The organism is Sphingopyxis sp. PAMC25046, assembly GCF_004795895.1.
In the GTDB taxonomy this organism is placed as follows: Bacteria; Pseudomonadota; Alphaproteobacteria; order Sphingomonadales; family Sphingomonadaceae; genus Sphingopyxis.
In genome coordinates, this window is the sequence record NZ_CP039250.1 from 4,131,713 (window position 1) to 4,157,247 (window position 25,535).

Annotated in this window: 23 protein-coding genes; 15 read left to right on the forward strand and 8 right to left on the reverse strand. The window is 66.1% G+C overall.

What is annotated here, in order from left to right:
- Nucleotides 1-1,602, reverse strand: a complete 1,602-nt coding sequence (locus E5675_RS19455; protein WP_136175951.1) for a phosphoenolpyruvate carboxykinase — start codon at nucleotides 1,600-1,602, stop codon at nucleotides 1-3.
- Nucleotides 1,603-1,882: 280 nt separating this feature from the next.
- Here E5675_RS19455 and E5675_RS19460 point away from each other — a divergent pair, with 280 nt between their 5' ends.
- The 8 genes from E5675_RS19460 (at nucleotide 1,883) to E5675_RS19500 (ending at nucleotide 8,378) form a co-directional block, all read left to right on the forward strand.
- On the forward strand, nucleotides 1,883-2,593 hold the full coding sequence (locus E5675_RS19460) for a response regulator transcription factor (RefSeq protein ID WP_037554897.1): 711 nt from the start codon (nucleotides 1,883-1,885) through the stop codon (nucleotides 2,591-2,593).
- Nucleotides 2,583-4,205 (forward strand): stimulus-sensing domain-containing protein, encoded by a 1,623-nt coding sequence (locus E5675_RS19465; protein ID WP_136175952.1) that lies wholly within the window; start codon nucleotides 2,583-2,585, stop codon nucleotides 4,203-4,205. Before E5675_RS19460 ends, E5675_RS19465 begins: the two co-directional genes overlap by 11 nt.
- Before the next feature lie 274 nt (nucleotides 4,206-4,479).
- Nucleotides 4,480-4,926: an HPr kinase/phosphatase C-terminal domain-containing protein gene (locus tag E5675_RS19470; RefSeq protein ID WP_136175953.1), complete on the forward strand. Its 447-nt coding sequence runs from the start codon at nucleotides 4,480-4,482 to the stop codon at nucleotides 4,924-4,926.
- Nucleotides 4,923-5,861 (forward strand): RNase adapter RapZ, encoded by a 939-nt coding sequence (rapZ, locus tag E5675_RS19475; RefSeq protein ID WP_136175954.1) that lies wholly within the window; start codon nucleotides 4,923-4,925, stop codon nucleotides 5,859-5,861. The genes E5675_RS19470 and rapZ overlap by 4 nt, the downstream gene beginning before the upstream one ends.
- A gap of 14 nt (nucleotides 5,862-5,875) precedes the next feature.
- Nucleotides 5,876-6,304 (forward strand): PTS sugar transporter subunit IIA, encoded by a 429-nt coding sequence (locus E5675_RS19480; protein ID WP_136175955.1) that lies wholly within the window; start codon nucleotides 5,876-5,878, stop codon nucleotides 6,302-6,304.
- A complete protein-coding gene (locus E5675_RS19485) occupies nucleotides 6,301-6,579 on the forward strand; it encodes an HPr family phosphocarrier protein (protein WP_037555414.1) in 279 nt (92 codons plus the stop codon). Before E5675_RS19480 ends, E5675_RS19485 begins: the two co-directional genes overlap by 4 nt.
- Nucleotides 6,580-6,703: 124 nt before the next feature.
- The gene (locus tag E5675_RS19495) at nucleotides 6,704-7,516 is read left to right on the forward strand and encodes an RNA methyltransferase (protein WP_136175956.1); all 813 of its coding nucleotides are present in this window, start codon (nucleotides 6,704-6,706) and stop codon (nucleotides 7,514-7,516) included.
- Nucleotides 7,517-7,664: 148 nt separating this feature from the next.
- The gene (locus E5675_RS19500; RefSeq protein ID WP_136175957.1) at nucleotides 7,665-8,378 is read left to right on the forward strand and encodes an META domain-containing protein; all 714 of its coding nucleotides are present in this window, start codon (nucleotides 7,665-7,667) and stop codon (nucleotides 8,376-8,378) included.
- 89 nt (nucleotides 8,379-8,467) lie between these two features.
- Here E5675_RS19500 and E5675_RS19505 read toward each other — a convergent pair whose 3' ends face one another.
- The 3 genes from E5675_RS19505 to E5675_RS19515 are packed head-to-tail and all read right to left on the reverse strand — an operon-like array spanning nucleotide 8,468 to nucleotide 10,897.
- Complete coding sequence (locus E5675_RS19505; RefSeq protein WP_136175958.1) at nucleotides 8,468-9,820, reverse strand: DNA recombination protein RmuC; 1,353 nt, start codon at nucleotides 9,818-9,820, stop codon at nucleotides 8,468-8,470.
- A 57-nt stretch (nucleotides 9,821-9,877) separates the two neighbouring features.
- A complete protein-coding gene (locus tag E5675_RS19510; RefSeq protein ID WP_136175959.1) occupies nucleotides 9,878-10,354 on the reverse strand; it encodes a vgr related protein in 477 nt (158 codons plus the stop codon).
- A gap of 6 nt (nucleotides 10,355-10,360) precedes the next feature.
- The gene (locus E5675_RS19515) at nucleotides 10,361-10,897 is read right to left on the reverse strand and encodes a copper chaperone PCu(A)C (RefSeq protein ID WP_136175960.1); all 537 of its coding nucleotides are present in this window, start codon (nucleotides 10,895-10,897) and stop codon (nucleotides 10,361-10,363) included.
- Nucleotides 10,898-11,052: 155 nt separating this feature from the next.
- Here E5675_RS19515 and dnaK point away from each other — a divergent pair, with 155 nt between their 5' ends.
- Both dnaK and dnaJ read left to right on the forward strand, forming a co-directional pair.
- Nucleotides 11,053-12,963, forward strand: coding sequence for a molecular chaperone DnaK (gene dnaK, locus E5675_RS19520; protein WP_136175961.1), 1,911 nt, complete (start codon nucleotides 11,053-11,055; stop codon nucleotides 12,961-12,963).
- A gap of 61 nt (nucleotides 12,964-13,024) precedes the next feature.
- Nucleotides 13,025-14,155 (forward strand): molecular chaperone DnaJ, encoded by a 1,131-nt coding sequence (dnaJ, locus tag E5675_RS19525; protein WP_136175962.1) that lies wholly within the window; start codon nucleotides 13,025-13,027, stop codon nucleotides 14,153-14,155.
- 108 nt (nucleotides 14,156-14,263) lie between these two features.
- Here dnaJ and E5675_RS19530 read toward each other — a convergent pair whose 3' ends face one another.
- Complete coding sequence (locus E5675_RS19530) at nucleotides 14,264-16,576, reverse strand: patatin-like protein (RefSeq protein WP_136175963.1); 2,313 nt, start codon at nucleotides 16,574-16,576, stop codon at nucleotides 14,264-14,266.
- Nucleotides 16,577-16,852: 276 nt separating this feature from the next.
- On the opposite strand from E5675_RS19530, the gene E5675_RS19535 reads away from it, so the two are divergent.
- The gene (locus E5675_RS19535) at nucleotides 16,853-19,024 is read left to right on the forward strand and encodes a TonB-dependent receptor (RefSeq protein WP_136176589.1); all 2,172 of its coding nucleotides are present in this window, start codon (nucleotides 16,853-16,855) and stop codon (nucleotides 19,022-19,024) included.
- Between the two features lie 2 nt (nucleotides 19,025-19,026).
- A complete protein-coding gene (locus E5675_RS19540) occupies nucleotides 19,027-20,115 on the forward strand; it encodes a PepSY-associated TM helix domain-containing protein (RefSeq protein ID WP_136176590.1) in 1,089 nt (362 codons plus the stop codon).
- Nucleotides 20,116-20,172: 57 nt separating this feature from the next.
- Here the strand turns inward: E5675_RS19540 and E5675_RS19545 are convergent, their stop codons facing one another.
- Nucleotides 20,173-21,195 (reverse strand): MipA/OmpV family protein, encoded by a 1,023-nt coding sequence (locus E5675_RS19545; protein ID WP_168707938.1) that lies wholly within the window; start codon nucleotides 21,193-21,195, stop codon nucleotides 20,173-20,175.
- Nucleotides 21,196-21,389: 194 nt separating this feature from the next.
- Between E5675_RS19545 and E5675_RS19550 the strand changes: the two genes are divergently transcribed.
- Entirely contained in the window at nucleotides 21,390-21,620 is a 231-nt protein-coding gene (locus tag E5675_RS19550) for a hypothetical protein (protein WP_136175965.1), read from the forward strand.
- Between the two features lie 46 nt (nucleotides 21,621-21,666).
- Complete coding sequence (dxs, locus tag E5675_RS19555) at nucleotides 21,667-23,595, forward strand: 1-deoxy-D-xylulose-5-phosphate synthase (RefSeq protein ID WP_136175966.1); 1,929 nt, start codon at nucleotides 21,667-21,669, stop codon at nucleotides 23,593-23,595.
- Between the two features lie 270 nt (nucleotides 23,596-23,865).
- Here the strand turns inward: dxs and E5675_RS19560 are convergent, their stop codons facing one another.
- On the reverse strand, nucleotides 23,866-24,309 hold the full coding sequence (locus E5675_RS19560) for a PaaI family thioesterase (RefSeq protein ID WP_136175967.1): 444 nt from the start codon (nucleotides 24,307-24,309) through the stop codon (nucleotides 23,866-23,868).
- A 91-nt stretch (nucleotides 24,310-24,400) separates the two neighbouring features.
- Between E5675_RS19560 and E5675_RS19565 the strand changes: the two genes are divergently transcribed.
- Nucleotides 24,401-24,739 carry a helix-turn-helix domain-containing protein gene (locus tag E5675_RS19565; protein WP_247594692.1) on the forward strand — a complete coding sequence of 113 codons (339 nt, stop codon included), beginning with the start codon at nucleotides 24,401-24,403 and terminating at the stop codon, nucleotides 24,737-24,739.
- A 353-nt stretch (nucleotides 24,740-25,092) separates the two neighbouring features.
- On the opposite strand, the gene E5675_RS19570 is transcribed toward E5675_RS19565, so the two are convergent.
- Nucleotides 25,093-25,512: a DUF3035 domain-containing protein gene (locus E5675_RS19570; protein WP_136175969.1), complete on the reverse strand. Its 420-nt coding sequence runs from the start codon at nucleotides 25,510-25,512 to the stop codon at nucleotides 25,093-25,095.
- Between the last annotated feature and the right edge of the window lie 23 nt (nucleotides 25,513-25,535).

Here is a 25,535-nt window from a genome sequence, read left to right on the forward strand (position 1 = left end):
TCAGGCTGCGACGGCGGCCCGCGGTGCGGCCTGGCGGACGCCTTCGTCGACATGCTCCGCAAATTGCGCGAAATTGTCGATGAACTGGCCGACCAGCGTTTGCGCGGTGCGGTCATAGGCCGCCTTGTCGGCCCAGGCTTCGCGCGGGTCGAGCAGCGACGAATCGACGCCCGGTACCGCGATGGGCACCATGAAACCGAAGTTCGGGTCCTTGCGGAATTCGGCGTCATTGAGGCTGCCGTCGAGTGCGGCGTTGAGCAGCGCGCGGGTTGCCTTGATCGGCATGCGCTTGATGCCGTCCATCGTCGCCATGCCGCCGGTCCAGCCGGTGTTGACGAGCCAGCACTGAACGCCGCCCTTGGCGATGCGTTCTTTCAGCAGATTGCCGTAAACCGACGGATGCCGCGGCATGAAGGGCGCGCCGAAGCAGGTCGAGAAGGTCGCCTCGGGCTCGGTCACGCCGATCTCGGTCCCCGCAACGCGCGCGGTATAGCCCGAAAGGAAGTGATACATCGCCTGATCGGGAGTGAGCTTCGCGATCGGGGGCAGCACGCCATAGGCATCGGCGGTCAGCATGATCACCGTCTGCGGCACCGGCCCCATATTCTTTTCCGACGTGTTCGGAATGAAATCGATCGGATAGGAGCCGCGGCTGTTTTCGGCGAGGCTCGCATCGTCGAAATCGAGTTCGCGCGTTTCCGGGTCCATCACGACATTTTCGAGAATCGTCCCGAAGCGTTTGGTCGTCGCGAAAATCTCGGGCTCGGCCTCGGGCGAGAGGCGGATCATCTTGGCATAGCAGCCGCCCTCGAAGTTGAAGACCGCGGTATCCGACCAGCCATGCTCGTCGTCGCCGATCAGCGTGCGCGAGGCATCGGCCGACAATGTCGTCTTGCCCGTGCCCGAAAGGCCGAAGAAGACCGCCGTATCGCCGTTCGCGCCGATGTTCGCCGAACAGTGCATTGGCATCACGCCCTTTACGGGGAGCAGATAGTTCAGGATGCCGAACACCGACTTCTTCATCTCGCCGGCATATTGCGTTCCGCCGATCAGGATCAGCTTTTCGGTGAAATTGACCGCGATCACCGTTTCGCTGCGCGTGCCATGCTTCGCCGGGTCGGCACGGAAGCTCGGCAGGTCGATGATCGTATATTCGGCCGCGAAATCCGCGAGCTCGGCTGCGGTGGGACGGCAGAGCAGGGTGCGGATGAACTGGCTGTGCCACGCGAATTCGGTGACGACCTGCACCGCGACGCGATGCTCGGGCTGCGAGCCGCCGAACAATTGCTGGCGATAGAGGCGCGGACGTTCGGCAAGGTGCGCAAGGAAATCGGCCTTCAGCGCCGCGAAGTGATCGGGGGTCATCGGCACGTTGGTCTTGCCCCACCAGATGGTGCCCTGCGTTTCATCGTCCTGGACGATGAACTTGTCCTTGGCGCTGCGGCCCGTGTGCTTGCCCGTCTGGACGACGAGCGGCCCGTCCTTGGCGAGCAGGCCTTCATCGTGACGCACCGCATCCTCGATCAGCGCCGACGTGCCCCAGTTTTCGGCCACCTCCGCCGTTGTCTCGACGCTTTCGCTGCCGATCACAATCTTGGTCATTTGCTTCGCCTTTCCTTGCCGGACAGCGTCTTTGCATACCTATGCAATGCTTAGCGCGCTAATGGGCTGGCCCGCATGTACATGGGTGCCGACGTGTCCGCCGATTCCGAAATCCCGGCCGCGTTAGCGACGGCGGGGGCCGAGGTCAAAAGATTAACGTGGCGCAGTGCAGCATGTGCGACGAGCGCAGGACCAAGGGAACCGGTGCCATGCGCGCGCGGTTGTCGCTGAACGCCGGATAGGCTAATCGCTCCCCTGGAGCCCGCCCAATGGAAAGAGCATGACGGCAACCATCGCGCTGGTCGACGACGACCGCAATATCCTGCAATCGCTGTCGATCGCGCTGCAAGCCGAAGGATTCGTCACGCGCGTCTATTCGGACGGTGAGGCGGCGCTGAAGCCGTTGATCGACAATCCGCCAGATCTGGCCGTTTTCGACATCAAGATGCCGCGGATGGACGGGCTCGAGCTGCTGCGCCGGCTGCGCGAGAAGAGCCAGCTGCCGGTCATCTTCCTGACCAGCAAGGACGACGAGATCGACGAAGCACTGGGCCTCGCGATGGGCGCCGACGACTATATCGCCAAGCCTTTTTCCCAGCGCTTGGTGATCGCGCGCATCCGCGCCATCCTGCGCCGCGTCGAGCTCAACCGGAGCGCGCCGAGCGAGGACGACGAGCCCGTCGCCGAGCCGATCACGCGCGGGCGGCTGAGCATGGACCCGGCGCGGCACAAGGTTGCCTGGGACGGCAAGGATGTGACGTTGACCGTCACCGAATTCCTGATTCTCGAAACGCTCGCGAGCCGCCCCGGCGTCGTGCGCAGCCGCAACCAGCTGATGGACGCCGCCTATCAGGACGACGTTTATATCGACGACCGCACGATCGACAGCCACATCAAGCGCCTGCGCCGCAAGTTCCGCGAGGTCGATCCCGAGTTCGATGCGATCGCAACCCTCTATGGCGCGGGATATCGCTTTGCCGATGAAAGCTGACGCCCGGAAACCCGACCGGCTGACAGCCGACGCGAGTATCGCCGAGCAAGAGGAATCGCCGCTCGTCTGGTCGGCGCGCTGGTCGCTGACCACGCGCATCCTCGCGGTCAACATCCTCGCCGTCGCGCTGCTTGCGGGTGGCTTCTATTATCTCGATACCTATCGCAGCCGGCTGGTCGACACGCGCATCGAAGTGATGAAGGACCAGCTCGCGATGCTCGACAGCGCGCTCGAAGCCGCGCGGCCCGACCAGCGCGCCAGCCTGATCAGCGAATTCACCAGGGCCACCGAATCGCGGCTGCGCTTCTATAGCGCCGACGGGAAGCGCGTCTCCGACAGCTTCGCGAGCGGGCCGCCGACCTATACGCTGCGCGATCCCGAGCTCCAGCCATGGAAACGCGACGCCGCGCGCGCGATGGATCGCGGCATCGACTGGATCGTCGGCGCGCCGAGCTATCCCGATTTCGAGGAACCGCGCGTCGACCGGGCGCAATCCTGGCCCGAGGTCGTCGAGGCGCAGCAAAGCGGCCTCGCGGCGAGCCGCTTCCGCTATGCGCCCGAGCGCACGCCGCTCTTGAGCGCCGCGCGCGTCGTCGATCTCGAAGCGCCGCAAACGGTGCTGATGACGCTCAATGCGCGCGACATCACGCGGACGGTGCGCGCCGAACGCTTCCGCCTCGCGGTGGTCATCCTCGTCGTGCTGATGGCATCGGTGCTGCTCTCGCTCTTCCTCGCGCGCACGATCGTCCGCCCCTTGCGCCGCCTCGCGCGCGCCGCCGTCCGCGTCCGCCTCGGCCGCGCGCGCGAAGTCGTCGTGCCGCGCCTGCCAAGCCGCCGCGACGAGATCGGCACGCTCGCGCGCGCACTTTCGGACATGACGCAAGCCCTTCGAGAGCGCATCGATGCGGGCGAGCATTTCGCCGCCGATGTGACGCACGAACTCAAGAATCCGATCGCCTCGGTCCGCTCGGCGATCGAGGGGCTGGGCCGCGTCAAGAGCGACGAACAACGCGCGCAATTGCTCCGCATCGCCGACGAGGATGTCCGCCGGCTCGACCGGCTGGTGAGCGACATCAGCGAGGCGAGCCGCGTCGACGCCCAGCTGTCGCGCACGCTGTTCGAGCCCGTCGACGTCGGCATCATGATCGAATCGATGCTCGCCGCGCGCGCCGCGCGCGTCGAGGCGGGTACGCCGCACCCACGCGTCGCCTTCGCGCGCCCGCGCAAGGGCACGACCGTGGTGATGGGCGACGGCCACCGGCTCGAGCGCGCGATCGACAATGTCATCGACAATGCGATCAGTTTTTCGCCGCCCTCTGGCCTCGTTTGCATTTCGGCGACCCGCCTCGGCGACGAGGTGCATGTGAAGGTTGACGACGACGGTCCCGGGATCGAGCCGGCGCAGCGCGACGCGATTTTCCGCCGCTTTCACAGCGAGCGGCCCGCGGGCGAGGCGTTCGGTCGCCACAGCGGGCTCGGCCTCGCGATCGCGCGGACGATCGTCGAAGGCCACAGCGGGACGATCAGCGCGAGGGATCGCGACGACGGCAATCCGGGCGCCAGCCTGCTGATCACCCTGCCGGCGCGCGAGGGATCGGACGCTGCCACCTAGATCGTCGAGCGGTTTAATCTGCAGCTTCCCCACCCGTTTGTGCCGAGCGTGTCGAAGCACCGTCCTTCTTTCTACGTCGCAACGAAAGAACGGCCCTTCGACAAGCTCGGGGCGAACGGTTCATATTAAGCGCACGGTGCTTTAGATCGCCCCCCCGCGAAAACGAGGACAGGCGTCAGCTCGGCGCGGCCTCTCCAGCGGCGGCCGCCTTCGCTGGGGCGACCTTCATCCTATCGCCTTGCGGCCCCGCTTCGGCGCCGGTAAGCCTTGCGCTATGCTTCCTAGCCGGACCAGAACCGAAATCGTCAACATCCATGCAAGCTGCGTCGCGGCGGGCAATGGCGGCGTCCTGATTCTCGGCAATTCGGGGCAGGGCAAGTCGGACCTCGCGCTGCGGCTGATCGATCGCGGCGCCAAGCTGGTCGCCGACGATCGCTGCGACATCTGGTTCGAGCGCGGCCGCCTGTGGTGCCGCCCGCCCGAAACGCTGGCCGGCAAGCTCGAGGTGCGCGGGATCGGGATCATCGAACGGCCGTGGACGGCGCCGGTGCCGCTCGCGCTCGCGGTGCGGCTGTCCGACCGTTACGACCGCATGCCCGCGGTGGGTCAGGTGGAGACGGTCGCGGGCCATCCGCTTCCCGCGCTGCTCTTGTCGGCGTTCGAGGCGTCGGCGCCGATCAAGATTCTGCTCGCGCTCGAACAGCTGGCGCCCGCGGCATGAGCCGGGACGCCGAATCGCGGCTGCTGCTCGTCACCGGCCTGTCGGGCGCGGGCAAGTCGACCGTGCTCAAGGTGCTCGAGGATCTGGGCTGGGAGGTCGTCGACAACCTCCCGCTCGCGCTGCTCGAAACGCTGATCGACGCCCCCGTCAAGCCCGGCGAGGCAGGACGCCCACTCGCGATCGGCATCGACAGCCGGAGTCGCGGCTTCCGGCCGGCGCTGCTCGTTCGGCGGATCAAGGAATTGCGCGAGAGCGGCCGCCGCGACATCCAGACTTTGTTCCTCGACTGCGCGGGCGCCGAGCTCGAACGCCGCTTTTCCGAAACGCGGCGGCGCCACCCGATGGCCGAGGACCGCCCCGCCGCCGACGGCATCGCGCGCGAGCGCGAAATGATGGAGCCGCTGCGCCGCTGGGCCGAGAATGTCGTCGACACGACCAATTATTCCAGCAACGATCTGCAGCAGGAAATCCGTCAGCGGTTCGGCGAGGCGGGCGATGGTGAGCCGGTGCTCAACATCCTTAGCTTTGGCTTCGCGCGCGGCCTTCCGCGCAACGCCGACCTGGTGTTCGACATGCGCTATCTGCGCAATCCGCACTGGGACCCGAAGCTCAAGCCCGGCACCGGGCTCGACGCCGATGTCGCCGCCTATGTCATCGCCGATCCGGCTTATGAGGATAGCGTGTCGCAGATCGAGCGGCTGATCCTGACATTGCTGCCGCGCTACCGCGCCGAAGGCAAAAGCTATGTCACCATTGCCTTTGGCTGTACCGGCGGGCGGCACCGATCGGTCCATGTCGCGAACCGTGTGACCCAAACGCTGCGCGAGTCCGGATATGAGCCAGTGCTGACCCACCGCAATCTTGACTCCGCCCCGCAAGATGGGCTTGAGGGCAGGCCCCCGCCCGCGTCTCCCGCATCCGGCGGCAACATATAAGGGTCGACGACTGCATGGCGAACGATAAGGCTCTGCCGCTTCTGGGAATGGTGCTCGTCACCCACGGCCGCCTCGCCGAAGAAATGGTGCGCGCGATGGAGCATGTCGTCGGTCCCCAAAGGGCCATCGCGACGGTGTGCATCGGCCCCAACGACAATATGGAAATGCGCCGCAAGGAAATCGCCGATGCGATTCGCAAGGTAGACGAAGGCCGCGGCGTCGTGATGCTCACCGACCTGTTCGGCGGCACGCCGTCGAACCTCGCGATCAGCCTGCTCGAAGCGGGGCGCACCGAAGTGATCGCCGGCGTCAACCTGCCGATGCTGATCCGCCTCGAAAGCGCGCGCAAGACGATGGAACTCCGCGCCGCGGTGATCGCGGCGAAAGAAGCGGGCCAGAAATATATTTCGGTCGCATCGGAGATGCTGGGAGTAGGCCCTTGAACGAAAATAGCGAGACGGTCGAAATCACCAATCAGCGCGGGTTGCACGCGCGCGCCAGCGCCAAATTCGTGACCTTCGTCAGCCGCTTGCCCGAAAGCGTGTCGGTCGAGGTCGAAAAGGGCGGCAGCCGCGTCAACGGCACCTCGATCATGGGCCTGATGATGCTCGGCGCCGCCAAGGGCGATTCGATCACCATCCATACGAAGGGCGACGGCGCCGACGCGGCGCTGCTCAAGCTGGTCGGGCTGGTCAAGGACAGCTTCGGCGAAGATTGAGGTGGGCGGCGAAGGATAGCCCGTCGCCCCCGCGGAGGCGGGGGCCGCTGTCGGCCTGGCACCTGCTTCGCCGCGCGAACGTCCAGCGGCCCCCGCCTCCGTGGGGGCGACGAAAGAGTGAAACATGTCGGCCCGCCGTTCCCTTATTGAAAGCCTGTCGAACCCGCTGGTCAAGCGGATGCGCCTGCTGCGCGAGAAGCGCCACCGCCGCGCCGAAGGGCTGTTCCTCGCCGAGGGGCTGCGCATCGCGACCGAGGCGCGCGAGGCGGGTGTCCTGCCGCAATGGCTGTTCCTCGGCCCCGAAAGCGACGCGCATCCGCTCGCGAAGGCGCTCGCGGCCGATACGATAGCGGCGGGCGGCGAGGTGGTCGACACGACGCCGGCGATCCTGTCGAAGCTGTCGGGCAAGGACAATCCGCAGACGGTCGTCGGCATCTATGCCGAACCTCACACGACGCTCGCCGATCTCGACCGCAACGCGGCGCCGATCTGGCTCGTCGCCGAACGCCTTCGCGATCCGGGCAACCTCGGCACGATGCTGCGCACCGGCGACGCGGTCGGCGCGGGCGGACTGATCCTCTTGGGCGACAGCACCGACCCCTATGCGGTCGAAGCGGTGCGCGCGAGCATGGGGGCGATCTTCACGCAGAAGCTGGTGGTCGCGCGCTGGGAGGAATTTCTCCCCTGGCTGCGTCAGGGCCCCGGCCAGCTCGTCGCAACCTGGCTCGGCGGCGATACCGAGGATTATCAGGCGGTGCGCTATGCCGCGCCGACCTTCATCCTCACCGGCAATGAATCGCAGGGACTGCCGCCCGCCTATGCCGCCGCCGCGGACGTGCGCGTCAAGATGCCGATGCTGGGCAAGGCCGACAGCCTCAACGCCGCGGTTGCGACCGCGGTGATGGCGTATGAGGTGCTGAACCAGCGGCGGCGATAGTTTTCCGTCGGAGTTTTCTGTAACCTTCGTCATGCTGAACTTGATTCAGCATCCATTCTTCCTTCGGCCGATAAGCAAACGCCGAATGGATCCCGGATCCCCTGAGCTTGTCGAAGGGGCGGGATGACGATGAGGAAAGGTCCGTTCGATGATCCGCACTCCGCTCCTGATTGCCCTGCCCGCCTTTGCCGCCCTCGCCGCCTGCGCGCCCGCCGGCGACATGCCGCGCGGCCCCGGCGAACCGCCCGCCGTATATATGGCGATCGGCACCGAGCCCGGCTGGACGCTCGAGATCACGCCGTCGCGGCTCAATTACGACGGCGATTATGGCGAGACCAAGATCATGGTGCCGAACCCCGGTGCGCGCGCGGTGGCGAACGGCGAACATTATGTGACCGATCGGCTGAAAGTCGAAGTTGCGCGCGGCGAATGCAGCGACGGGATGAGTGATCGCCGCTACCGCGACACGGTGACCGTGGTCGCCGACGGCAAGACCGTGAAGGGCTGCGGCGGCGGGATCTTGCCGCCGACCGAGCTTGCGGGAACCAACTGGACCTTCGTGTCGATCGGCGGCGTTCCCGTCGCGGCCGATCGGCCGACCACGCTCGCCTTCGAAGCCGACCGGCTGAGCGGCAGCGCGGGCTGCAACCGGTTTTCGGGCGGCTATTCGCTCGCCGACCGCACGCTGACCGCCGAACCGCTGATGGCAACCAAGATGGCGTGTCCCGGGGCGGGAATGACGCAGGAAGGCGCCTTTTTCGCGCTGATGCGCGGCCCGGTGAGCCTGAGCTTTCCGACCGACGGGACGTTGATCCTGACGGGGAGCGACGGGCAGACGGCGGTGCTGAAGCGGGCGATCTAAAATCCGGACGTCGCCCCCGCGAAGGCGGGGGCCGTTGTCGGCGTAGCGCAAGGCTGCCAGCGGCCCCCGCCTTCGCGGGGGCGACGATCTCATTCGCCGTCGTTGACCGCCGCAGGCGCCGGGGCCAGCTTCGCGAGCGGACGCGCCGCCTGCTCGGCGACGGGCAGCGTTGGAATCTCCCTGCCGCCGGTCTCGACGTCGAGCGCCTCGAACCGTTTCGCCTGCGTCAACACTTGGCTTTCGAAGCTACCGACAAAGGCGTTGTACGCGCCCGTCGCCTGATCGAGATTCTTGCCGACGCGCGCGATGTGCGAACCCATCACCGACATGCGCGCATAAAGCTCCTTGCCGAGCGCCGCGATCTCGCGTGCCTGGCCCGCCAGCTTTTCCTGCCGCCACACCGCCGCGACGGTGCGCGCGATCGCAATGAGGTTGGTCGGGGTCGCGAGCAGCACCTTGCGCTCGAACGCATAGTCCCAAAGCTCGTGGTCCTGATCGAGCGCGGCGGCGAGGAAATGTTCGCCGGGGACGAACATCACGACGAAGTCGGGCGTGTCGTCGAACTGGTTCCAGTAGCTTTTGGCGCCGAGCGCGTTGACGTGCGCGCGCATCGCCGCGGCATGCGTGGCGAGATGCGTGGCCTTCTCGCCCTCGTCGACCGCGCCGAACGCATCCTGATAGGCGTTGAGCGACACTTTCGCATCGATGACGAGGCTTTGCCCACCGGGCACCTTGACGACGACGTCGGGGCGCAACCGTCCGCCGTCGCCGTCGGTCACGCTGACCTCGGTCTGAAAATCGGCATGTTCGGAAAGCCCGCAGCTTTCGAGCACATTACGGAGCTGCTGCTCGCCCCAGCGCCCGCGCGCCTTGGGCGCATTGCGCAGCGCGTTGACGAGCTTCGCCGCCTCGCTCGACACGCGTTCGGTGCCCTCGCGCATCGCGGCGATCTGGCCATGGAGCAGGCCGAAGGCATTCTGGCGTTCTGCCTCTACCTTGCCCACGGCTTCCTCATATTTTTGCAATCGCTCGTGGACGGGATTGAGCAGCGCCGAAAGCTTTTGCCCCGCTGTCTCTTCGCTCTGCTTGAAGCGCTGCTCCGCACGTTCGAGGAACGCCTTTTGCGCGCCATCGAGCATCACCTGCCCGACCTCGCGGAATTGTGCGGTGAGCGCGGCCTGCGCGTCCCTGAGCTGCGCGATCTGCGCTTCATGCGCCGCATCGCGCGCTTTCTGTTCGCTGAGGAGCGCGGCGAGCTGGATATCGGCCGCCTTGCGCGCCTCAGCCTCGGCCGCGAGGTCGGTCACCGCGCTCCTGAAGCGTTCCGAAAGCCCGTCGCGCTCGGCCTTGAGCGCGCCAGATTGGCGGCCGGCGACGAGCCAGCCGATCAGCGCGCCGATGGCGAGGGCAACAAGGGCGACGACGAGCGAGCTTCCATCCATGAGCGGAACATAGGACGAACGCGGCCCGTCTGGCTAGCCGCTATTTCTCGCGGGCCATCACGCCGCGCGCCATGAAGCGGGAAGGATCGCGCGATAGGCCTCGACCCCCGGCGCACCGCCGATGATCGCCCCCTGTGTCAGCAGCCAATAATGGCGCACGATCTCGGCCTGCTGTTCGAGCCCGTAGCGTTCGAGGAGCCAGCCGGGTTTGAGGCTGTAGCTATAGGTCGCGAAGGGGTGGCGCATCAGCACCAGATACCAGCGGCCGCGCGTCTGCGCCTGCCACACGTGCGTCATTTCATGGATGAACAGCCCCTTGAGCCGCTGCGATGCCGCGCTGAAATCGTCGCAATAGAGGTCGCCGTGCGGATTGAAGTGCAGGCTGCCCATCGGCGCCATCACGATATGGCGCGGCTGGAAGAAGATCCATTTATGGTGGTTCACCCGGACGCGGTCATAAGCGATAGCGTCGCCGAACACCGTCCGCGCGAGCGCGATCTCGCCGGTCGTCAGCGGTCGCGACGGACGCGGCACCGATGCTTATTTCTTCGCGGCGTCGGGGGCGGCCGTATCGGCACCCTTCTCCATCGAACCATGGTCCATCGCGCCATGATCGGCCGCGTCGGTGCCACCTTCGGCGGGCTTGATCACCATGTCGAAGAGGATGCGTTCGTTATTGTTGTTGGTGAAGACGAACGCCATCGGCAGCTTGCCCGCGCGCACCGCGGCGCCGTTGATGCCCCAGATCATCAGATGCTTTCCGCCCTGCTTGAACACCAGCTCGCCCTTCGCGGGAACCGGCGCGCGGAGCAGCGGCTTCATCGTCATCACATTGTTCTCGCGCACGCTCTCGTGCATCTCGACGCGCTGCGCGAGGTCGCTGGTCACCGCGACCAGTTCGACCGGCACCGGCCCGCCCTCGACGCGGAAATAACCGACCGCGGGCCTGTCGGGCGTCGCCCCCATCACGATATGGCCGCTGACCACATTGAGCGGCTGCCCCGCACCCAGATTTTCGCCGCAGCCGGTCAGGCTGAGCGCGGTGGCGGCAAGAGCGGCAAGTGCGAAGGGTTTCATTTTGGGAGGACTCCGTAAAAGCGCGACAATTCGCACCCTCGATAAGCCGTCAAAGCCCTTGTGCCAAGGATTAGCGCACCTATATCGCGCCCATGTAACCCATGGACGGCGTGCCTTTTCAGGGCGCCGGAAGAAGCAACAAGGACGTATTATCAATGGCCAAAGTGATCGGGATCGACCTCGGCACCACGAACAGCTGTGTCGCGGTGATGGAAGGCGGAAAACCCAAGGTTATCGAAAATGTCGAAGGCACGCGCACGACCCCGTCGATCGTCGCCTTTGCGAAGGATGGCGAGCGCCTGATCGGCCAGCCGGCGAAGCGCCAGGCCGTCACCAACCCCGAAAACACCATTTTTGCGGTGAAGCGCCTGATCGGCCGCCGCTTCGACGATCCGATGACCAAGAAGGATATGGAGCTCGTCCCCTATTCGATCGTCAAGGGCGCCAATGGCGACGCGTGGGTCAAGGCGGGCGGCGAGGATTATTCGCCGTCGCAGATCAGCGCGTTCATCCTTCAGAAGATGAAGGAAACCGCCGAAGCCTATCTCGGCGAAAAGGTCGAGCAGGCGGTGATCACCGTCCCCGCTTATTTCAACGACGCGCAGCGTCAGGCGACCAAGGACGCCGGCAAGATCGCGGGCCTCGAAGTGCTGCGCATCATCAACGAGCCGACCGCGGCCGCGCTCGCCTATGGCCTCGACAAGACCGAGAACAAGACGATCGCCGTCTATGACCTTGGCGGCGGCACCTTCGACATCTCGATCCTCGAGGTGGGCGACGGCGTGTTCGAGGTGAAGTCGACCAACGGCGACACCTTCCTCGGCGGCGAGGATTTCGACAGCAAGATCGTCGAATATCTTGCCGACGGCTTCAAGAAGGACGAAGGCATCGACCTGCGCGGCGACAAGCTCGCGCTGCAACGGCTGAAGGAAGCCGCCGAAAAGGCGAAGATCGAGCTGTCGACCGCCGCGACGACCGAAGTCAACCTGCCCTTCATCACCGCCGACGCCAACGGGCCGAAGCACCTTGTGAAGACGATCAGCCGCGCCGACCTCGAAAAGCTGGTCGAAGAGCTGGTCAAGCGCACTCTCGAACCCTGCAAGAAGGCGATCAAGGACGCCGGCGTTTCGGCGAGCGAAATCGACGAAGTCGTGCTCGTCGGCGGCATGACGCGCATGCCGCGCGTGCGCGAAGTCGTGAAGGATTTCTTCGGCAAGGAACCGCACACCGGCGTGAACCCCGATGAGGTCGTCGCGATCGGCGCCGCGATCCAGGCGGGCGTGCTGCAGGGCGACGTCAAGGACGTGCTGCTGCTCGACGTCACACCGCTCTCGCTGGGCATCGAGACGCTCGGCGGCATCATGACCAAAATGATCGACCGCAACACGACGATCCCGACGAAGAAGTCGCAGGTTTATTCGACGGCTGACGACAATCAGTCGGCGGTGACGATCCGCGTGTTCCAGGGCGAGCGCGAAATGGCGCAGGACAACAAGCTGCTCGGCCAGTTCGACCTGGTCGGCATCCCGCCCGCCCCGCGCGGCGTGCCGCAGATCGAGGTGACCTTCGACATCGACGCCAACGGCATCGTGTCGGTCCACGCCAAGGACAAGGGCACCGGCAAGGAACAGCAGATCAAGATCCAGGCCTCGGGCGGCCTTTCGGACGCCGACATCGACCAGATGGTCAAGGACGCCGAGCAGTTCGCCGAAGAGGACAAGACGCGCCGCGAGGCGGCCGAAGCGAAGAACAACGCCGAAAGCCTCGTGCACTCGACCGAACGCCAGATCGCCGAGCATGGCGACAAGGTCGACGCGGGCCTCAAGTCCGAGATCGAGGCCGCGATCGCCGAAACCAAGACGGCGATCGAGGGCGGCGATGCCGCCGCGATGACCGAAAAGGCCGGCGCGCTCGCACAGGTCGCGATGAAGCTCGGCCAGGCGATCTACGAGAAGGAGCAGCAGTCGGCCGCGTCCCCCGGCGCCGACGACGATGCCGGCGCGGCGAAGAGTGACGAAGATGTCGTCGACGCCGAATTCTCCGAAGTCGAAGACGACAAGAAGTAAGAATGAAACTCTCTCCGCCGTACCCCCCGGGTGCGGCGGAGTTGAGGGGGCCTTTTGAGCTATGTCACTCGACGTCGATTATTACGAACTGCTGGAAGTCGAGCGCACCGCCGACGATGCGGCGCTGAAGGCGAGCTACCGCAAGCTCGCGATGAAATATCACCCCGACAAGAATCCGGGCTGCGGCGACAGCGAAGCGCGCTTCAAGGCGATCAGCGAAGCCTATGACTGCCTGAAAGATCCGCAGAAACGCGCCGCCTACGACCGTTTCGGCAAGGCCGGGGTCAACGGCGGCGCGGGCGGTTTCGGCGGCGGCAATGGCGCCGATTTCGGCGATATCGGCGATATTTTCGAATCGATCTTCGGATCGGCCTTCGGCGGCGGACGTCAGCAGCGCGGCCCCGCGCGCGGTGCCGACCTGCGCTATGACATGGAAATCCGGCTCGAAGACGCTTTCTCGGGCATCACGCGCGAGATTCAGGTCGACGTCGCCGCGCGCTGCGAGACGTGCGACGGATCGGGCGCGAAGCCCGGCACGTCGACCAACCGCTGCACGACCTGCGCCGGCCACGGCAAGGTGCGCGCGCAGCAGGGCTTTTTCATGGTCGAGCGCACCTGCCCGACCTGCCAAGGCGCGGGCGAGGTCATCGCCGACCCCTGCAATTCATGCCACGGTGAAGGCCGCGTCGACCGGCGCAAGACGCTGACCGTCAACATTCCCGCGGGGGTCGACGAGGGCACGCGCATCCGCCTGTCGGGCGAGGGCGAGAGCGGCGCGCGCGGCGCGGCGCCGGGCGACCTCTACATCTTCCTCCACATGGCGCGGCACAAGGTTTTCGAGCGCGAGGGCACCACGCTGTTCACGCGCGCGCCGATCAGCTTCACGACCGCCGCGCTCGGCGGCGAAATCACCATTCCCGGCCTCGACGGCAAGAAGCACGACATCAATATTCCCGCGGGTATCCAGTCGGGCAAGCAGCTCCGCCAGCGCGGCGCGGGCATGCCGGTATTAAACGGCCGCGGCCACGGCGACCTCGTCGTCCAGATCGACGTCGAGACGCCGACCCGCCTCACCGCGCGTCAGAAGGAATTGCTGTGCGAGTTCCGCGAGACCGAGACCGGCGAGGAATGCCCCGCAAGCCAGGGCTTTTTCGGCCGCATCAAGGAAATGTGGGACGATCTGACGGATTAGGTTCGCCGCCTCCACCCCATCTTCGTCATTCCCGCGAAAGCGGGAACCCAGTTGCCACAGCAGTTTGCTCAAGCTGGGTTCCCGCTTTCGCGGGAATGACGAATTGAGTCACCCGATCTCACCCCTCAGCTCCGCGATCAGCGCCTTCACCTTCGGCAGCCGTTCTTCCTCCTCGTCGAGGATGGCATGGAACGCGCGGCGCTTGAGCGCCTTCAGCTCGTCCGCCGTCAGCGCACCGTCGCCGGTCACGCTGCTGGCGACGATGTCGATCAGCCGGTCGGCGCCGTGGAGCCGCCCCCACAGATAGTCGTTCTCGCGGTAGGCGCGGCTGAAGAAGGCGCCGAAGCTGTTGAATTCGACCCCCTTGAGCATCGCCGCCGCGCCGCCAGTGCGGATCGCGGTCGCGTCCGACGGCGAGATGCGGTCGATCTTGATCGGGTCGAACTCGTCGAACCCCTCCCCTTGCAGCAGCGGCAAGGTCGCGATGTCGTAAAAAGGATAACCGAGATAGGCGAGGAGCAGCGTCCGCCGGTCATCCTTGGGCAAGAGCGCCAGCGCCTCGGCCATCAGCGCGTCGGCTTCGGCATCGGCGCCGATCAGGTCGCGCCGTTCGCCGATCGCGTCGATCCACGCCCCTGGACCGGCTTCGGCGGCGATATCGATGTCCGCGAACCAATTGTCGCCCTCGCGTTCGAGATAGAGGCCGAGCGCGGTATAGATCGCGTCGCGCATCGCGTCGCACGCCGGATCGCGCGTATCGCGCTTCGCCTCGACCACGCGATCGAGTTCGCGCGCGAGGAATCGCAAACGCCGCACGCGAAAGCCGAGATCATGGCTGCGGAAGAAAGTGACCGCATCGTCGCTCGCGCCCGACCCGCGCTTGCCCGAAATGCGGTCGAGCCCGCGCGCGCGGACCTCGTCCCAAATCGCGCCGCGCCGGTTGCGGCGATGGATGTCGCCCTCCGCCGGGGCGAGCCGGTCGACCAGCGTCACCAGTTCCTCGACCACCGCCGATAATTTGAGATGGCCATAAGGCGAAAAGGCGAAGCCCGCGCGCGCCGCCGCCTGACCCTGTGCCTTCGCGCGCCACTTCTGCAGCCGCGCCGGGGTGGGCGTGTCGAGGAAGAAGGTCGTGCCGAACAGCGCCGCGACCTGTTCCTCGACCTCGACCTTCATCGCGTCGACGATGCGCTGCATACGGCGGATCCGCCGCGACATGCCCTCGATCGCCTCGACATTGTCGCGGATCGGCTGTTCGCGCGGAATCTCCGACAGCGCGCCGAGGATCGTAGAGAGGAAACCCGGCAGCTTGGGCGCCTCGCCTTCGGTCGCCTCGCCTGGCTTGCCGAAGCTGATCGAGCGATAATCGGGCTTGGGGTCGATATAGACGAAGCGGCGGTCGATCTCGCGCCGCGCCGGCCGCTGCTTGAGCGCGGCGATCGCGGGACGAAAGGGCGCGTTGGCGAGCACCGAGCCGTCGATGAGCACGCGGTCGGCGGGATCGACCTCGCCGCTCGCCGGAAGCTGCCGAGCGATGAAGGCGTCGCGTCCCGGCCAGTCGATCCGTCGCTTTTCGAGCACCCGGTCGAGCTCGCGGAGCGTGAAGGGCGGAAAGGCGCCCGGAAAGCTCGCCGTCGCGCGCGCCGCGGCGGTGAGGCCCGGCACATCGTCGATGCGCTTTCCGGTGCGGCGGTCCTCGCGGAACCGCATGATCAGCCGATGCTCCTGCTCGGTGACGCGCGGCGGGCTGTTGAGCGACAGCGGCGCGCTGTATCCGGCAAAATCGGTCACCGACACAAAGAGGTCGATGGGCTGCCCGGCGGGGACGAGCGGCGGCCCCTTGGGTCCCGTTTCCATCGCGTCGAACGCGTCGAGCAGCAGGTTCGAGAAGGTCGCGCCCCCGAAAGGCGGTTCGAACCAACGCGCGCGCACGAAACGCGACAGCTTGGCGCGAACCTCGTCCTGCGCGGCTTCCCCCACGGTGCGGTCGATGACGTTGCCGCGCCGTTTCATCGCCCAGCCCGCGATCGGCACCGCCCAGAATTTCGTCGCTGCCGACAGCGCGCGCGCGTCGGGATCGAGCAGCCGGTCGACGTCGGCGCCATCGAGCCACAGCCCGGTGAGCGGATCGAGCGACTGGCCCGTCGCCAGCGCGCGCGCCAGGAAGATGCCGTTGATCCCGCCCGCGCTCGCTCCGGCGACGATGTCGGCGAGAACGCGGAGCTTGACCCCGCTCTTTTCAGCGATCTGCGCCAGCAGGTCGTGATAGACGCCGCACGCGCCGGAAGGCGGCGCATCCTCATGAAAAGCGCGCGAGGCGGCGGCGAGCCGCCAGATCTCCTTGGTGATCCCGTGCATGTAAACGGCAAGGCTGATGCCGCCGTAGCAAATCAGGGCGAAGCGCAGTTCCTTTTCCCGCATGAGCCGGGTGATAGCGGGGTTTGATGCGCCGCGTCACCCCTTGCGGGGTGATCATGTGGGGCGGGGTGGTTTCCAGACCTCCCTTTGCCGCTCGTGTCGAGCGAAGTCGAGACATCCGTCAAGGTGGCGCCTCCCCGATTGGCATCTCGGCTTCGCTCGATGCGAACGGGTTGGGTGACGGCGTCCGCTTTCACTCCGCATCGCACCACCGCCTCACAAACTCCTTGCTTTTGCGAATGTGTCGCACTAGCGCGCGCTCCGAAACAGGAGTTCATGATGAATCGCAAATTCGCTCTCGCCGCGCTTGCCTGCACGGCGCTTTCCTCGACCGCCTTCGCGCAGGACACCGCGCCCGCCGATACGGCCGGGAGCGAAGACGCGATCGTCGTCACCGCCGCGCGCACGATCCTGCCGCCGAACGCGCTGCCGCTGACGATCGAGGTGATCGACAAGGACGCGCTCGACCAGCAGATCGCGATCTCGGGTTCGGTGACCGATGCGGTCGCGACGCTGACTCCCAGCTTCTCGCCGACGCGGCAGAAACTTTCGGGCGCGGGCGAGACGCTGCGCGGCCGCTCGCCGCTCTATGCGATCAACGGCATCCCCCAGTCGACTCCGCTGCGCGACGGCAGCCGCGACGGTTTTACGATCGACGGCTTCTTCGTCGACCGGGTCGAGCTGATCTTCGGGTCGAACGCATTGCAGGGAATCGGCGGCACCGGCGGCATCGTCAACCAGGTGACGGTCGGTGCACCGGCCGAAGAGGGCGTGTCGGGCCGCGCATTGCTCCAGGCAACCGCCGATAACGACTTCTCCGACGAAGGCATGGGCGGCAAGGTCGCCGGCCTCGTCCAGTATAAGGCGGGGCGATTCGACGCGTCGGTCGGCGCCGCCTGGGAACGGCGCGGCGTCTTTTTCGACGGCGAGGGCCGGCCCGTCGGGATCAACCTGACGCAGGGCGAAACGCAAGATTCTGAAACGCTCTCGCTGTTCGGCCGCTTCGGCTATGCGGTGACCGACACGATGCGGCTCGACCTGACCGCGAGCCGCTTCGAGCTTGAGGGTGACGGCGATTATGCCGCGGTCGCGGGCAACAAGCCCGGCGGCGTGCCGACGAGTGCGGAACCGGGCATCCCGCCGGGCGTGCCCGCGACGGGGCGCACCGAAAGCGTCGCGCTGTCGCTCACCGACACCGACCTTGGCGGCGGGAATTTCATCAGCCAGATTTTCTGGAACCGCAGCCGCGACACCTTCGGCGGCGAACCCAATCCGATCGCGACCTTCCAGGATCCGGCGATCGCGCCGCGCGGCACCTTGTTCGACCAGTCGCAGAACCGCAGCCGCAAATATGGCGGGAAGCTGAGCTATGAGCGCGCGGTGCCGGGGCTCGATGCGCTGACGCTGATCGCGGGTTTCGACGCGCTGTGGGATTCGACCGAGCAAAGGCTGATCGCGACCGACCGCGCCTGGGTGCCGCCGACCGATTTCCGCAGCCTTGCGCCCTTCGGCCAGGCGAACCTCAAGCTTGCGGGCGGCCTTGTCCGTCTCGCAGGCGGCGTTCGCTATGAAAATGTGAAGATCACGATCGACGATTATCGCACGCTCGCGTCGACCACGTTCAACGGCACCGACGAATCCACCTTTGGCGGCGTTGCCGTCGCCGGCGGCAGCCCTACATTCGACGATGTGTTGCTCAACGGCGGCGTGATCGTCGAGCCCGTCCCCGGCATCCGCGCCTATGCGAGCTATGCCGAGGGGTATACCGTCCCCGACGTCGGCCGCATCACGCGCGCGGTTCGCACGGCGGGCACCGACATCGACAATTTCCTCGATATCTCGCCCATCGTCTCGAACAATCGCGAACTGGGGGTCGAGGTGAAGCGCGGCCCGCTCGATGCCAGCGCAACCTATTTCTGGTCGTCGAGCAAGAAGGGGCAGCTGCTCATCGCGCGGCCCGACGGCATTTTCGACGTGCAGCGCCAGCGCGTGGAGATCGAAGGGCTCGAAATCAACCTCGCGGTCAGGATGCCGATCGACGGGCTGACGCTGTCGGCGGGTTATGCGCATCTGAACGGCCGGTTCGACGATGACGGGGACGGCGTCGTCGATACCGACCTCGACGGTGCAAACATCTCGCCCGACCGGCTCAACCTCGCCGCGGCCTATGCCAGCGGCCCCGTCTCGGCGCGGGTGCAGACGCAATTCTACCTCGCGCGCACCTTCCGCGGGCCCGGGCGCGACCCGCGCAACGACTTCGGGGGCTACAATCTGACCGACGCCTTCATCCGCTATCAGACGAGCCTCGGCGGCGTGAGCCTCGCGGTGCAGAATCTGTTCGACAAGCAATATATCAGCTACGCGAGCGACACCCAGCGGCCGACCGACAATTTCTTCAACTTTGCCGGACGCGGACGCACCTTCACGCTCGGCTGGGATTACCGCTTCTGATGATGAAACTGCTCGACACGCTGCACCGCTGGACGGGAGGTCTGATCGGCCTCGTGCTCGCGCTGCTCGGCCTGTCGGGCACGATCCTGCTTTACGAGCATCTGTGGGTCGGTGTGCCGGGGACGGGCGATCCGCTGCGTGGCGACCTCGCGGCGGTCGCCGCGACCACCGAAAAGCTGATGGCGATGCCCGGCGCGCAGGGCATCATCTACGCCGACGATCGGTTTGGACTGCATCAATTGCGCTTCGAGGAAGGCGCGGGCGCCTATGCGAGCCAGTCGGGCGAGATCGCCGCGCGCTGGGCGAGTCAGTGGGAGCGGCCCGAGCTCTGGATCTTCGATTTCCACCACCATCTCTTCGCTGGCGACAATGGCGAATGGGTGATCGGCATCGCGGGGCTCGCCGGGCTGTTCTTCGTGATTAGCGGCGTCATCCTGTGGTGGCGCACGCGGCGGACCTTCCAGCTCCGCCTCTGGCCCAGGCGGATGAGTCGCCCTGCGATCGTTATGCACCACCGCGACCTCGGCATTATCGTCGCGCCGCTGCTGCTTATCTCGATCGTCACCGGAACGATGATGATTTTCCGCCCGTTCGCGATGGCGGTGATCGCGCCCTTCGGCTCACCCGCCGAGGCCGCGAAGGCCATGGAGCCGCCGAAATATGAAAGCGGCCCGCTCACGGAAAAGCCCGACTACACGGCGATGCTGACCGAAGCGCGGCGGCGCTTTCCCGATGCCGAATTCCGGATCCTCAGCCTGCCGCGCAAGGCAGGCGACCCGATCGGCCTGCGCATGAAGCAGCCCGCCGAATGGCTGCCCAACGGGCGCACGACGCTAGCTTTCGACGCCGCGACGGGCGAGGTGCTCGGCGCGCGCGACGCGCTCGCACTGCCGAGCGGCGCGCAGGCGTTCAACAAGGCCTTCCCCATCCACGCCTCGAAGGTCGGCGGCTGGACGTGGCGCATCATCCTGACGATCTCGGGCGTGTCGCTGACGCTGCTCGGCAGCCTTGCGGTGTGGACCTTCTGGTTCAGGCGGCCGAAGCCCGCGAAGCGGACGGCCGAGAAGAAGACGGTACTGGTTTCGACATAAGCCCGGAGGCGCCCTCACGTCGCGGGGGAATGATGTCCGAAGCCGGCCGATAGCCTTTCAGAATTGATACGCAAGCCCCCCACCGAAGAGCCACTGGTCGGCGCTGCCGACCTCCGACACGATCGGCGATTTGGCGAAGCGCGAAGCGATGCGGCCATATTGCGCGCCGCCGATCAGCGTGAATCCCTTTCGAAGATCGCCCGACAGCGCATAGGCGCCGGCGATCCCCAGCGTATATTTGCCCGCGGTCGCCTTGCGCCCCGCGCCGTCATAGACGGGCAGCCCGCTCGCGGCGCTGTCTTCGGCATCGATGTCATAATAATAGCGGCCAAAGCCCTTGCCGTAGAAATTAACCGACGCGGAGACGCCGATATAGGCGCGTTTCGACAGCGGCGTGCCATAATCGATCGTCGGCGAGGCGGTCCAGCTACCGTGGCGGCCCGAAATATCCTTTGAGGCCGACATGCGAAAGCTGATCTGGTCATAGGCGCTGGTGATGACGCCGGTGTGGCTGACCCCGGCGAACAGCCCCATTTCGACCGCGACCTTGCGCTTGCCGAGCGCTGCGACCTGCGGATCGTCGATCTTGCCGGTGCGATCGCCGCGCAGACTGATCGTCGGGCCGAATTTGAAATCGGTCTTTTGTCCGCGCCGTTGGCGGATCAGGTCAACCTGGAAATTGGTCCCGCGCGTCGAGAAGGAATAGCCGCTGATCCGTCCGCGAAAATAGAAGGCGGGCAGCGTCCGTCGGTCGTCCGACCCGTTATATTTGGGGGTGTTGAGCACCCCGACGGCGACCGCGAAATAGTCGCGCGACCATGTGCGTTCGGGATCGTCGTCCTGCGGCCGCGCGGGGGGCAGCAGGATATTCTCGTCGATCTCGGTATTCTGAAAATGGGCGGCCGCCTGTTCGTCCTCGCCGGTGGCGAGCGTCGTGTCAGCGCTGGCCGGCAGGTCGTAGGGAAGCGCGGCACCCTCGGCGGCGGCGGGCGCGGCCAAACCGGCGAGGGTAAAGACTGCAAGCAGAGGGAGCGATCGGGCCGGGCGGGCCAAGCGGAACAACACGGTCAAATCGGGCATAAACATCCGCCTATATTTTCTTTGTCTATACCCCTCTTTACGGGGGTGTAAGTAAACGACGCGCCTTTGCAACGGCTTCGTCTTGCGGAGGGACGCATTTCGCCGCATGTGGCTTTCATGTCACGATGCTCCTTCGCCGCTTTCATATTCCCCCGCAGCGCTATTGGTTCCCTTGGGCGCGCCCGGTCGCGCGCATGAGCCGGATTCCGCGCCTGATCGGCTATGCCTTCATGGCCGCAGCCGCGCTGCTTGCGGCGATCGCGAAGAAGGAGGGTGTCGCGATGCTCGGTCCGCTGCCCATTGTCGCGGTGGCGCTGTTCCTCGGCATGGTCGGGGTGATGCTGGTATTCACAGACTTGATGGTGCGCGGGCTTTACGCGCAGGTCGATGCGGCGAAGCGACGCGAGGACGAGGGCGGCGACTGATCCCTTTTCGTTCGACACTATCGGCCGTTACCAGTATGACGGCGCGATGACCGACCGTCCGCATACGCCGCTGCTCGACACGGTGGATGTCCCCGCCGACCTCCGCAAGCTGAAGCCCGAAGACCTCCGCCAGTTCGCCGACGAACTGCGTGCCGAGATGATCTCGGCGGTCGGCACGACGGGCGGACACCTTGGCTCGGGGCTCGGCGTTGTCGAGCTGACCACCGCGCTCCATTATGTGTTCGACACGCCGCGCGACAAGATCGTGTGGGACGTCGGCCACCAATGCTATCCGCACAAGATCATCACCGGGCGGCGCGACCGTATCCGCACCTTGCGCACCGGCGGCGGGCTTTCGGGCTTCACCAAGCGCAGCGAGAGCGAATATGATCCATTCGGCGCCGCGCACAGCTCGACCTCGATCAGTGCGGCGCTCGGCTTCGCGGTCGCCAACAAGCTGACCGGTGCGTCCGGCCGAGCGATCGCGGTGATCGGCGACGGGTCGATGTCGGCGGGCATGGCCTATGAGGCGATGAACAATGCCAAGCAGGCGGGCAACCGGCTGATCGTCATCCTGAACGACAACGACATGTCGATCGCGCCGCCGGTGGGCGGGCTTTCGGCCTATCTGGCGAAGCTCGTGTCCTCGCGGCCCTTCGTCGAGCTGCGCGAGATCGCGCGGCGCTTTGCGCGCAAGCTGCCCGAGCCGCTGCACAAGGCGGCGAAAAAGACCGACGAATATGCGCGCGGCATGGCGATGGGCGGCACGCTCTTCGAGGAGCTGGGCTTCTATTATGTCGGGCCGATCGACGGGCATAATCTCGAACATCTGATCCCGGTGCTCGAAAATGTCCGCGACAGCGTGCACGGTCCGGTGCTGATCCACGCGGTAACCAAGAAGGGCAAGGGCTATGCCCCCGCCGAGGCCGCCGCCGACAAATATCACGGCGTGCAGAAATTCGACGTCATCACCGGCGAGCAGGCGAAGGCGCCGCCGGGGCCGCCCGCCTATCAGAATGTCTTCGGCGAAACGCTCGCCAAGCTTGCCGAGACCGACAAGAGGATCGTCGCGATCACCGCGGCGATGCCGTCGGGCACGGGGGTCGACAAGTTCGCGAAGGCGCATCCGACGCGCAGCTTCGACGTCGGCATCGCCGAACAGCATGCGGTGACGTTCGCGGCGGGGCTCGCGGCGCAGGGGATGCGGCCGTTCGCGGCGATCTATTCGACCTTCCTCCAGCGCGCCTATGACCAGGTCGTGCATGATGTCGCGATCCAGAACCTGCCGGTGCGTTTCGCGATCGACCGTGCGGGGCTCGTCGGCGCCGACGGTTCGACGCACGCGGGCTCGTTCGACGTCACCTATCTCGCGACCCTGCCCAATTTTGTCGTGATGGCGGCCGCCGACGAGGCCGAGCTGGTCCATATGACCTATACCGCGGCCGAGTATGACGCGGGGCCGATCGCCTTCCGCTATCCGCGCGGCAACGGCACCGGGGTGGCGCTGCCCGAGGTTCCCGAAAAGCTGGAGATCGGCAAGGGGCGCGTCGTGCGCAGCGGCAAGACCGTCGCGATATTCTCGCTCGGCACGCGGCTCGCCGAGGCGCTGAAAGCCGCCGATACGCTCGAAGCGCGGGGCCTGTCGACGAGCGTGATCGACCTCCGCTTCGCCAAGCCGCTCGACGAGGAGCTGATCCGCAAGACGCTCGCGGCCCATGAGGTCTGCGTGACGATCGAGGAAGGCAGCATCGGTGGGCTCGGCGCGCATGTGCTGACGCTCGCGAGCGACGAGGGACTGATCGACGCGGGGCTGAAGCTGCGCACGATGCGCCTGCCCGACGTCTTCCAGGACCAGGACAAGCCCGAGCTGCAATATGACGCGGCGGGGCTCAACGCGCCGCAGATCGTCGACACGGTGCTGAAGGCGCTGCGTCACAACAGCGCGGGGGTCGAGGAAGCGGGCGTTCGGGCTTGAGGGGGCCAAAATGCAAGTTGAAAGACTGGGAAAGCGTCTGGCTACGGCATAGCGAAGGCAGCCAAGGGCGACATCGCGGTCACCATCCACTTGTTCGGCATACAGTAAGCAAATGAGATTGGCCCTTCAGCCAATCAAGTCGCCATAGCCGCCGGAATCAGTGAAAAATACGGAACAGAACTGCGCAAAGGCATGAAACTGGCGCGATAGGTTACGTTGAAGAATCGCTGACCGCGAGAAGTCGGTGGCGCGCCCATAGGCTCCCGAAGCTTATTTCCGCTGGCCCACCGGAACGATCGTCGCCTGCGCGATCGCGCAGCGGCGCGGTTCGTCGCCTTTGCTTTCAGCCCAGACGTCGGCGCGGACGATCGCCTGCCTTTTGCCCGCCTTGATCACCGTCCCGCGCGCGCGCAAATGGCTGCCCTTCGCGGGGGCAAGGAAGTTGATCGTATAGCTGCCGGTGACGACGTCGCCGATGACGCTGGACGCCGCCCAGGCGCAGGCATTGTCGGCCATCAATCCGACGATCGCGCCGTGCGCATAGCCGTGATGCTGGGTCATGTCGGGGCGCAGCGCGAGCAGCAATTCGGACTCGCCATCGAAGCAGCGCAGCGGTTCGACGCCGAGGAAGGCGGTGAAGCCCGAGGCGTCGACCGCGACGCTTTTCATATAGGCGACGGCTTCGTCGTTATTGGCGAATTGGTGGCCGCGCATGGGAGAGCATCCTATTAGTCTGTAACGCAGACTTTATCGCCGGTTGCGCCGCATGGCGTCAAGTCTTAAATCCAGACTTATGAAGGACTATGTGCCCTCGCGTTCGCCCTGCGCCGTCGGCCGCGCGTCGCGACTGCTCGGCGACCGCTGGGTGCTGCTGATCCTGCGCGAAGCGTTTCTGGGGATCGATCGCTTCGAGGATTTCCTCGGCCGGCTCGACATTTCGCGCGCCGCGCTGACCTCGCGGCTCGGCTGGATGGTCGCGGCCGGGGTCCTCGAACGCGTGCCGCCCGAGGGCAAGCGCGCGCTATACCGGCTGACGCCCGCGGGCGAGGCGCTGCGCCCCGCCTATGACGCGATCAAGGCGTGGGGCGACATATGGCTGCCGCGCGCAGAAGAGGCGATGGGCGATGGAGACATGCCGATCTGAGGTCGGGTTCGACCGGAAGGCGCCGTTGATCCTCCCTGTGCCGCAGGCATGGGGAGGTGGCAGCGCCCTTCGACTGCCTTGCAGGCGCTCGGGATAAACTGCGCCTTCGGCGTAGCGCTGACGGAGGGGCTAATGGCACACCGTCGCGGCCCCTCCACCATCGCCTGCGGCGCCTCGCGGGAAGCAACGCGCCCCGCGCGTTGCTTTTACCCCTCTCGCTCCCCCTCCCCATGGCTTCGCTACAGGGAGGATAGATTCCCCGCCGTCATCCCGGACTTGATCCGGGATCAACGACGACGGTGCGGTTATGGATCCCGGATCAAGTCCGGGATGACGAAGTTGGGTTAAACGCCTTACGCGCCGGGGATCGACGCCTGCGCGTCGCGGCCGTCGCCTTCGGGGGCGGCGAGGATGTCGCGGACGACGAGGCCCTTGTCCACGACCTGCGTGCCGGGGCTGCCGACCGCGCTCCGGATGCCGGGGTCGGCGCGCTGGCCGTCGGCGGCGCCGATGACCTGCGTCTCGCTCGCGCTACGCTGCGACGCGCCGCCGAAGAGCGCGCGGAGCGTCTGTTCGGCGGTCGATTCGCCGCCGGGGCGCGCGGTGCCGGGCGCGGGCGGGGTCAGCGCGAAATCGGGCGGCACGACGAGCGGCGCCTGGCGCGACACCATCATCTCGTCGGGGCGGTCGCGGCTGAACAGGCTGTTCGACCCGCAGGCCGACAGGGTGGTGGCAAGAATCGAGGCTGCCAGGATGGCGGTGGTCCGGTTCACGTCAAAAAACTCCTATGCGCCCC

What these genes read in the sequence shown, in the direction of transcription:
- E5675_RS19550 (WP_136175965.1), top strand. Translation starts at nt 21,390, where the DNA reads ATGAGCCGGATTCCGCGCCTGATCGGCTATGCCTTCATGGCCGCAGCC.
- E5675_RS19460 (WP_037554897.1), top strand. Translation starts at nt 1,883, where the DNA reads ATGACGGCAACCATCGCGCTGGTCGACGACGACCGCAATATCCTGCAA.
- E5675_RS19500 (WP_136175957.1), top strand. Translation starts at nt 7,665, where the DNA reads ATGATCCGCACTCCGCTCCTGATTGCCCTGCCCGCCTTTGCCGCCCTC.
- rapZ (WP_136175954.1), top strand. Translation starts at nt 4,923, where the DNA reads ATGAGCCGGGACGCCGAATCGCGGCTGCTGCTCGTCACCGGCCTGTCG.
- E5675_RS19465 (WP_136175952.1), top strand. Translation starts at nt 2,583, where the DNA reads ATGAAAGCTGACGCCCGGAAACCCGACCGGCTGACAGCCGACGCGAGT.
- E5675_RS19530 (WP_136175963.1), bottom strand. Translation starts at nt 16,576, where the DNA reads ATGCGGGAAAAGGAACTGCGCTTCGCCCTGATTTGCTACGGCGGCATC.
- E5675_RS19515 (WP_136175960.1), bottom strand. Translation starts at nt 10,897, where the DNA reads ATGAAACCCTTCGCACTTGCCGCTCTTGCCGCCACCGCGCTCAGCCTG.
- dxs (WP_136175966.1), top strand. Translation starts at nt 21,667, where the DNA reads ATGACCGACCGTCCGCATACGCCGCTGCTCGACACGGTGGATGTCCCC.
- E5675_RS19535 (WP_136176589.1), top strand. Translation starts at nt 16,853, where the DNA reads ATGAATCGCAAATTCGCTCTCGCCGCGCTTGCCTGCACGGCGCTTTCC.
- E5675_RS19455 (WP_136175951.1), bottom strand. Translation starts at nt 1,602, where the DNA reads ATGACCAAGATTGTGATCGGCAGCGAAAGCGTCGAGACAACGGCGGAG.
- E5675_RS19495 (WP_136175956.1), top strand. Translation starts at nt 6,704, where the DNA reads ATGTCGGCCCGCCGTTCCCTTATTGAAAGCCTGTCGAACCCGCTGGTC.
- E5675_RS19545 (WP_168707938.1), bottom strand. Translation starts at nt 21,195, where the DNA reads ATGCCCGATTTGACCGTGTTGTTCCGCTTGGCCCGCCCGGCCCGATCG.
- dnaJ (WP_136175962.1), top strand. Translation starts at nt 13,025, where the DNA reads ATGTCACTCGACGTCGATTATTACGAACTGCTGGAAGTCGAGCGCACC.
- E5675_RS19505 (WP_136175958.1), bottom strand. Translation starts at nt 9,820, where the DNA reads ATGGATGGAAGCTCGCTCGTCGTCGCCCTTGTTGCCCTCGCCATCGGC.
- E5675_RS19540 (WP_136176590.1), top strand. Translation starts at nt 19,027, where the DNA reads ATGAAACTGCTCGACACGCTGCACCGCTGGACGGGAGGTCTGATCGGC.
- E5675_RS19560 (WP_136175967.1), bottom strand. Translation starts at nt 24,309, where the DNA reads ATGCGCGGCCACCAATTCGCCAATAACGACGAAGCCGTCGCCTATATG.
- E5675_RS19480 (WP_136175955.1), top strand. Translation starts at nt 5,876, where the DNA reads ATGGCGAACGATAAGGCTCTGCCGCTTCTGGGAATGGTGCTCGTCACC.
- E5675_RS19470 (WP_136175953.1), top strand. Translation starts at nt 4,480, where the DNA reads ATGCTTCCTAGCCGGACCAGAACCGAAATCGTCAACATCCATGCAAGC.
- dnaK (WP_136175961.1), top strand. Translation starts at nt 11,053, where the DNA reads ATGGCCAAAGTGATCGGGATCGACCTCGGCACCACGAACAGCTGTGTC.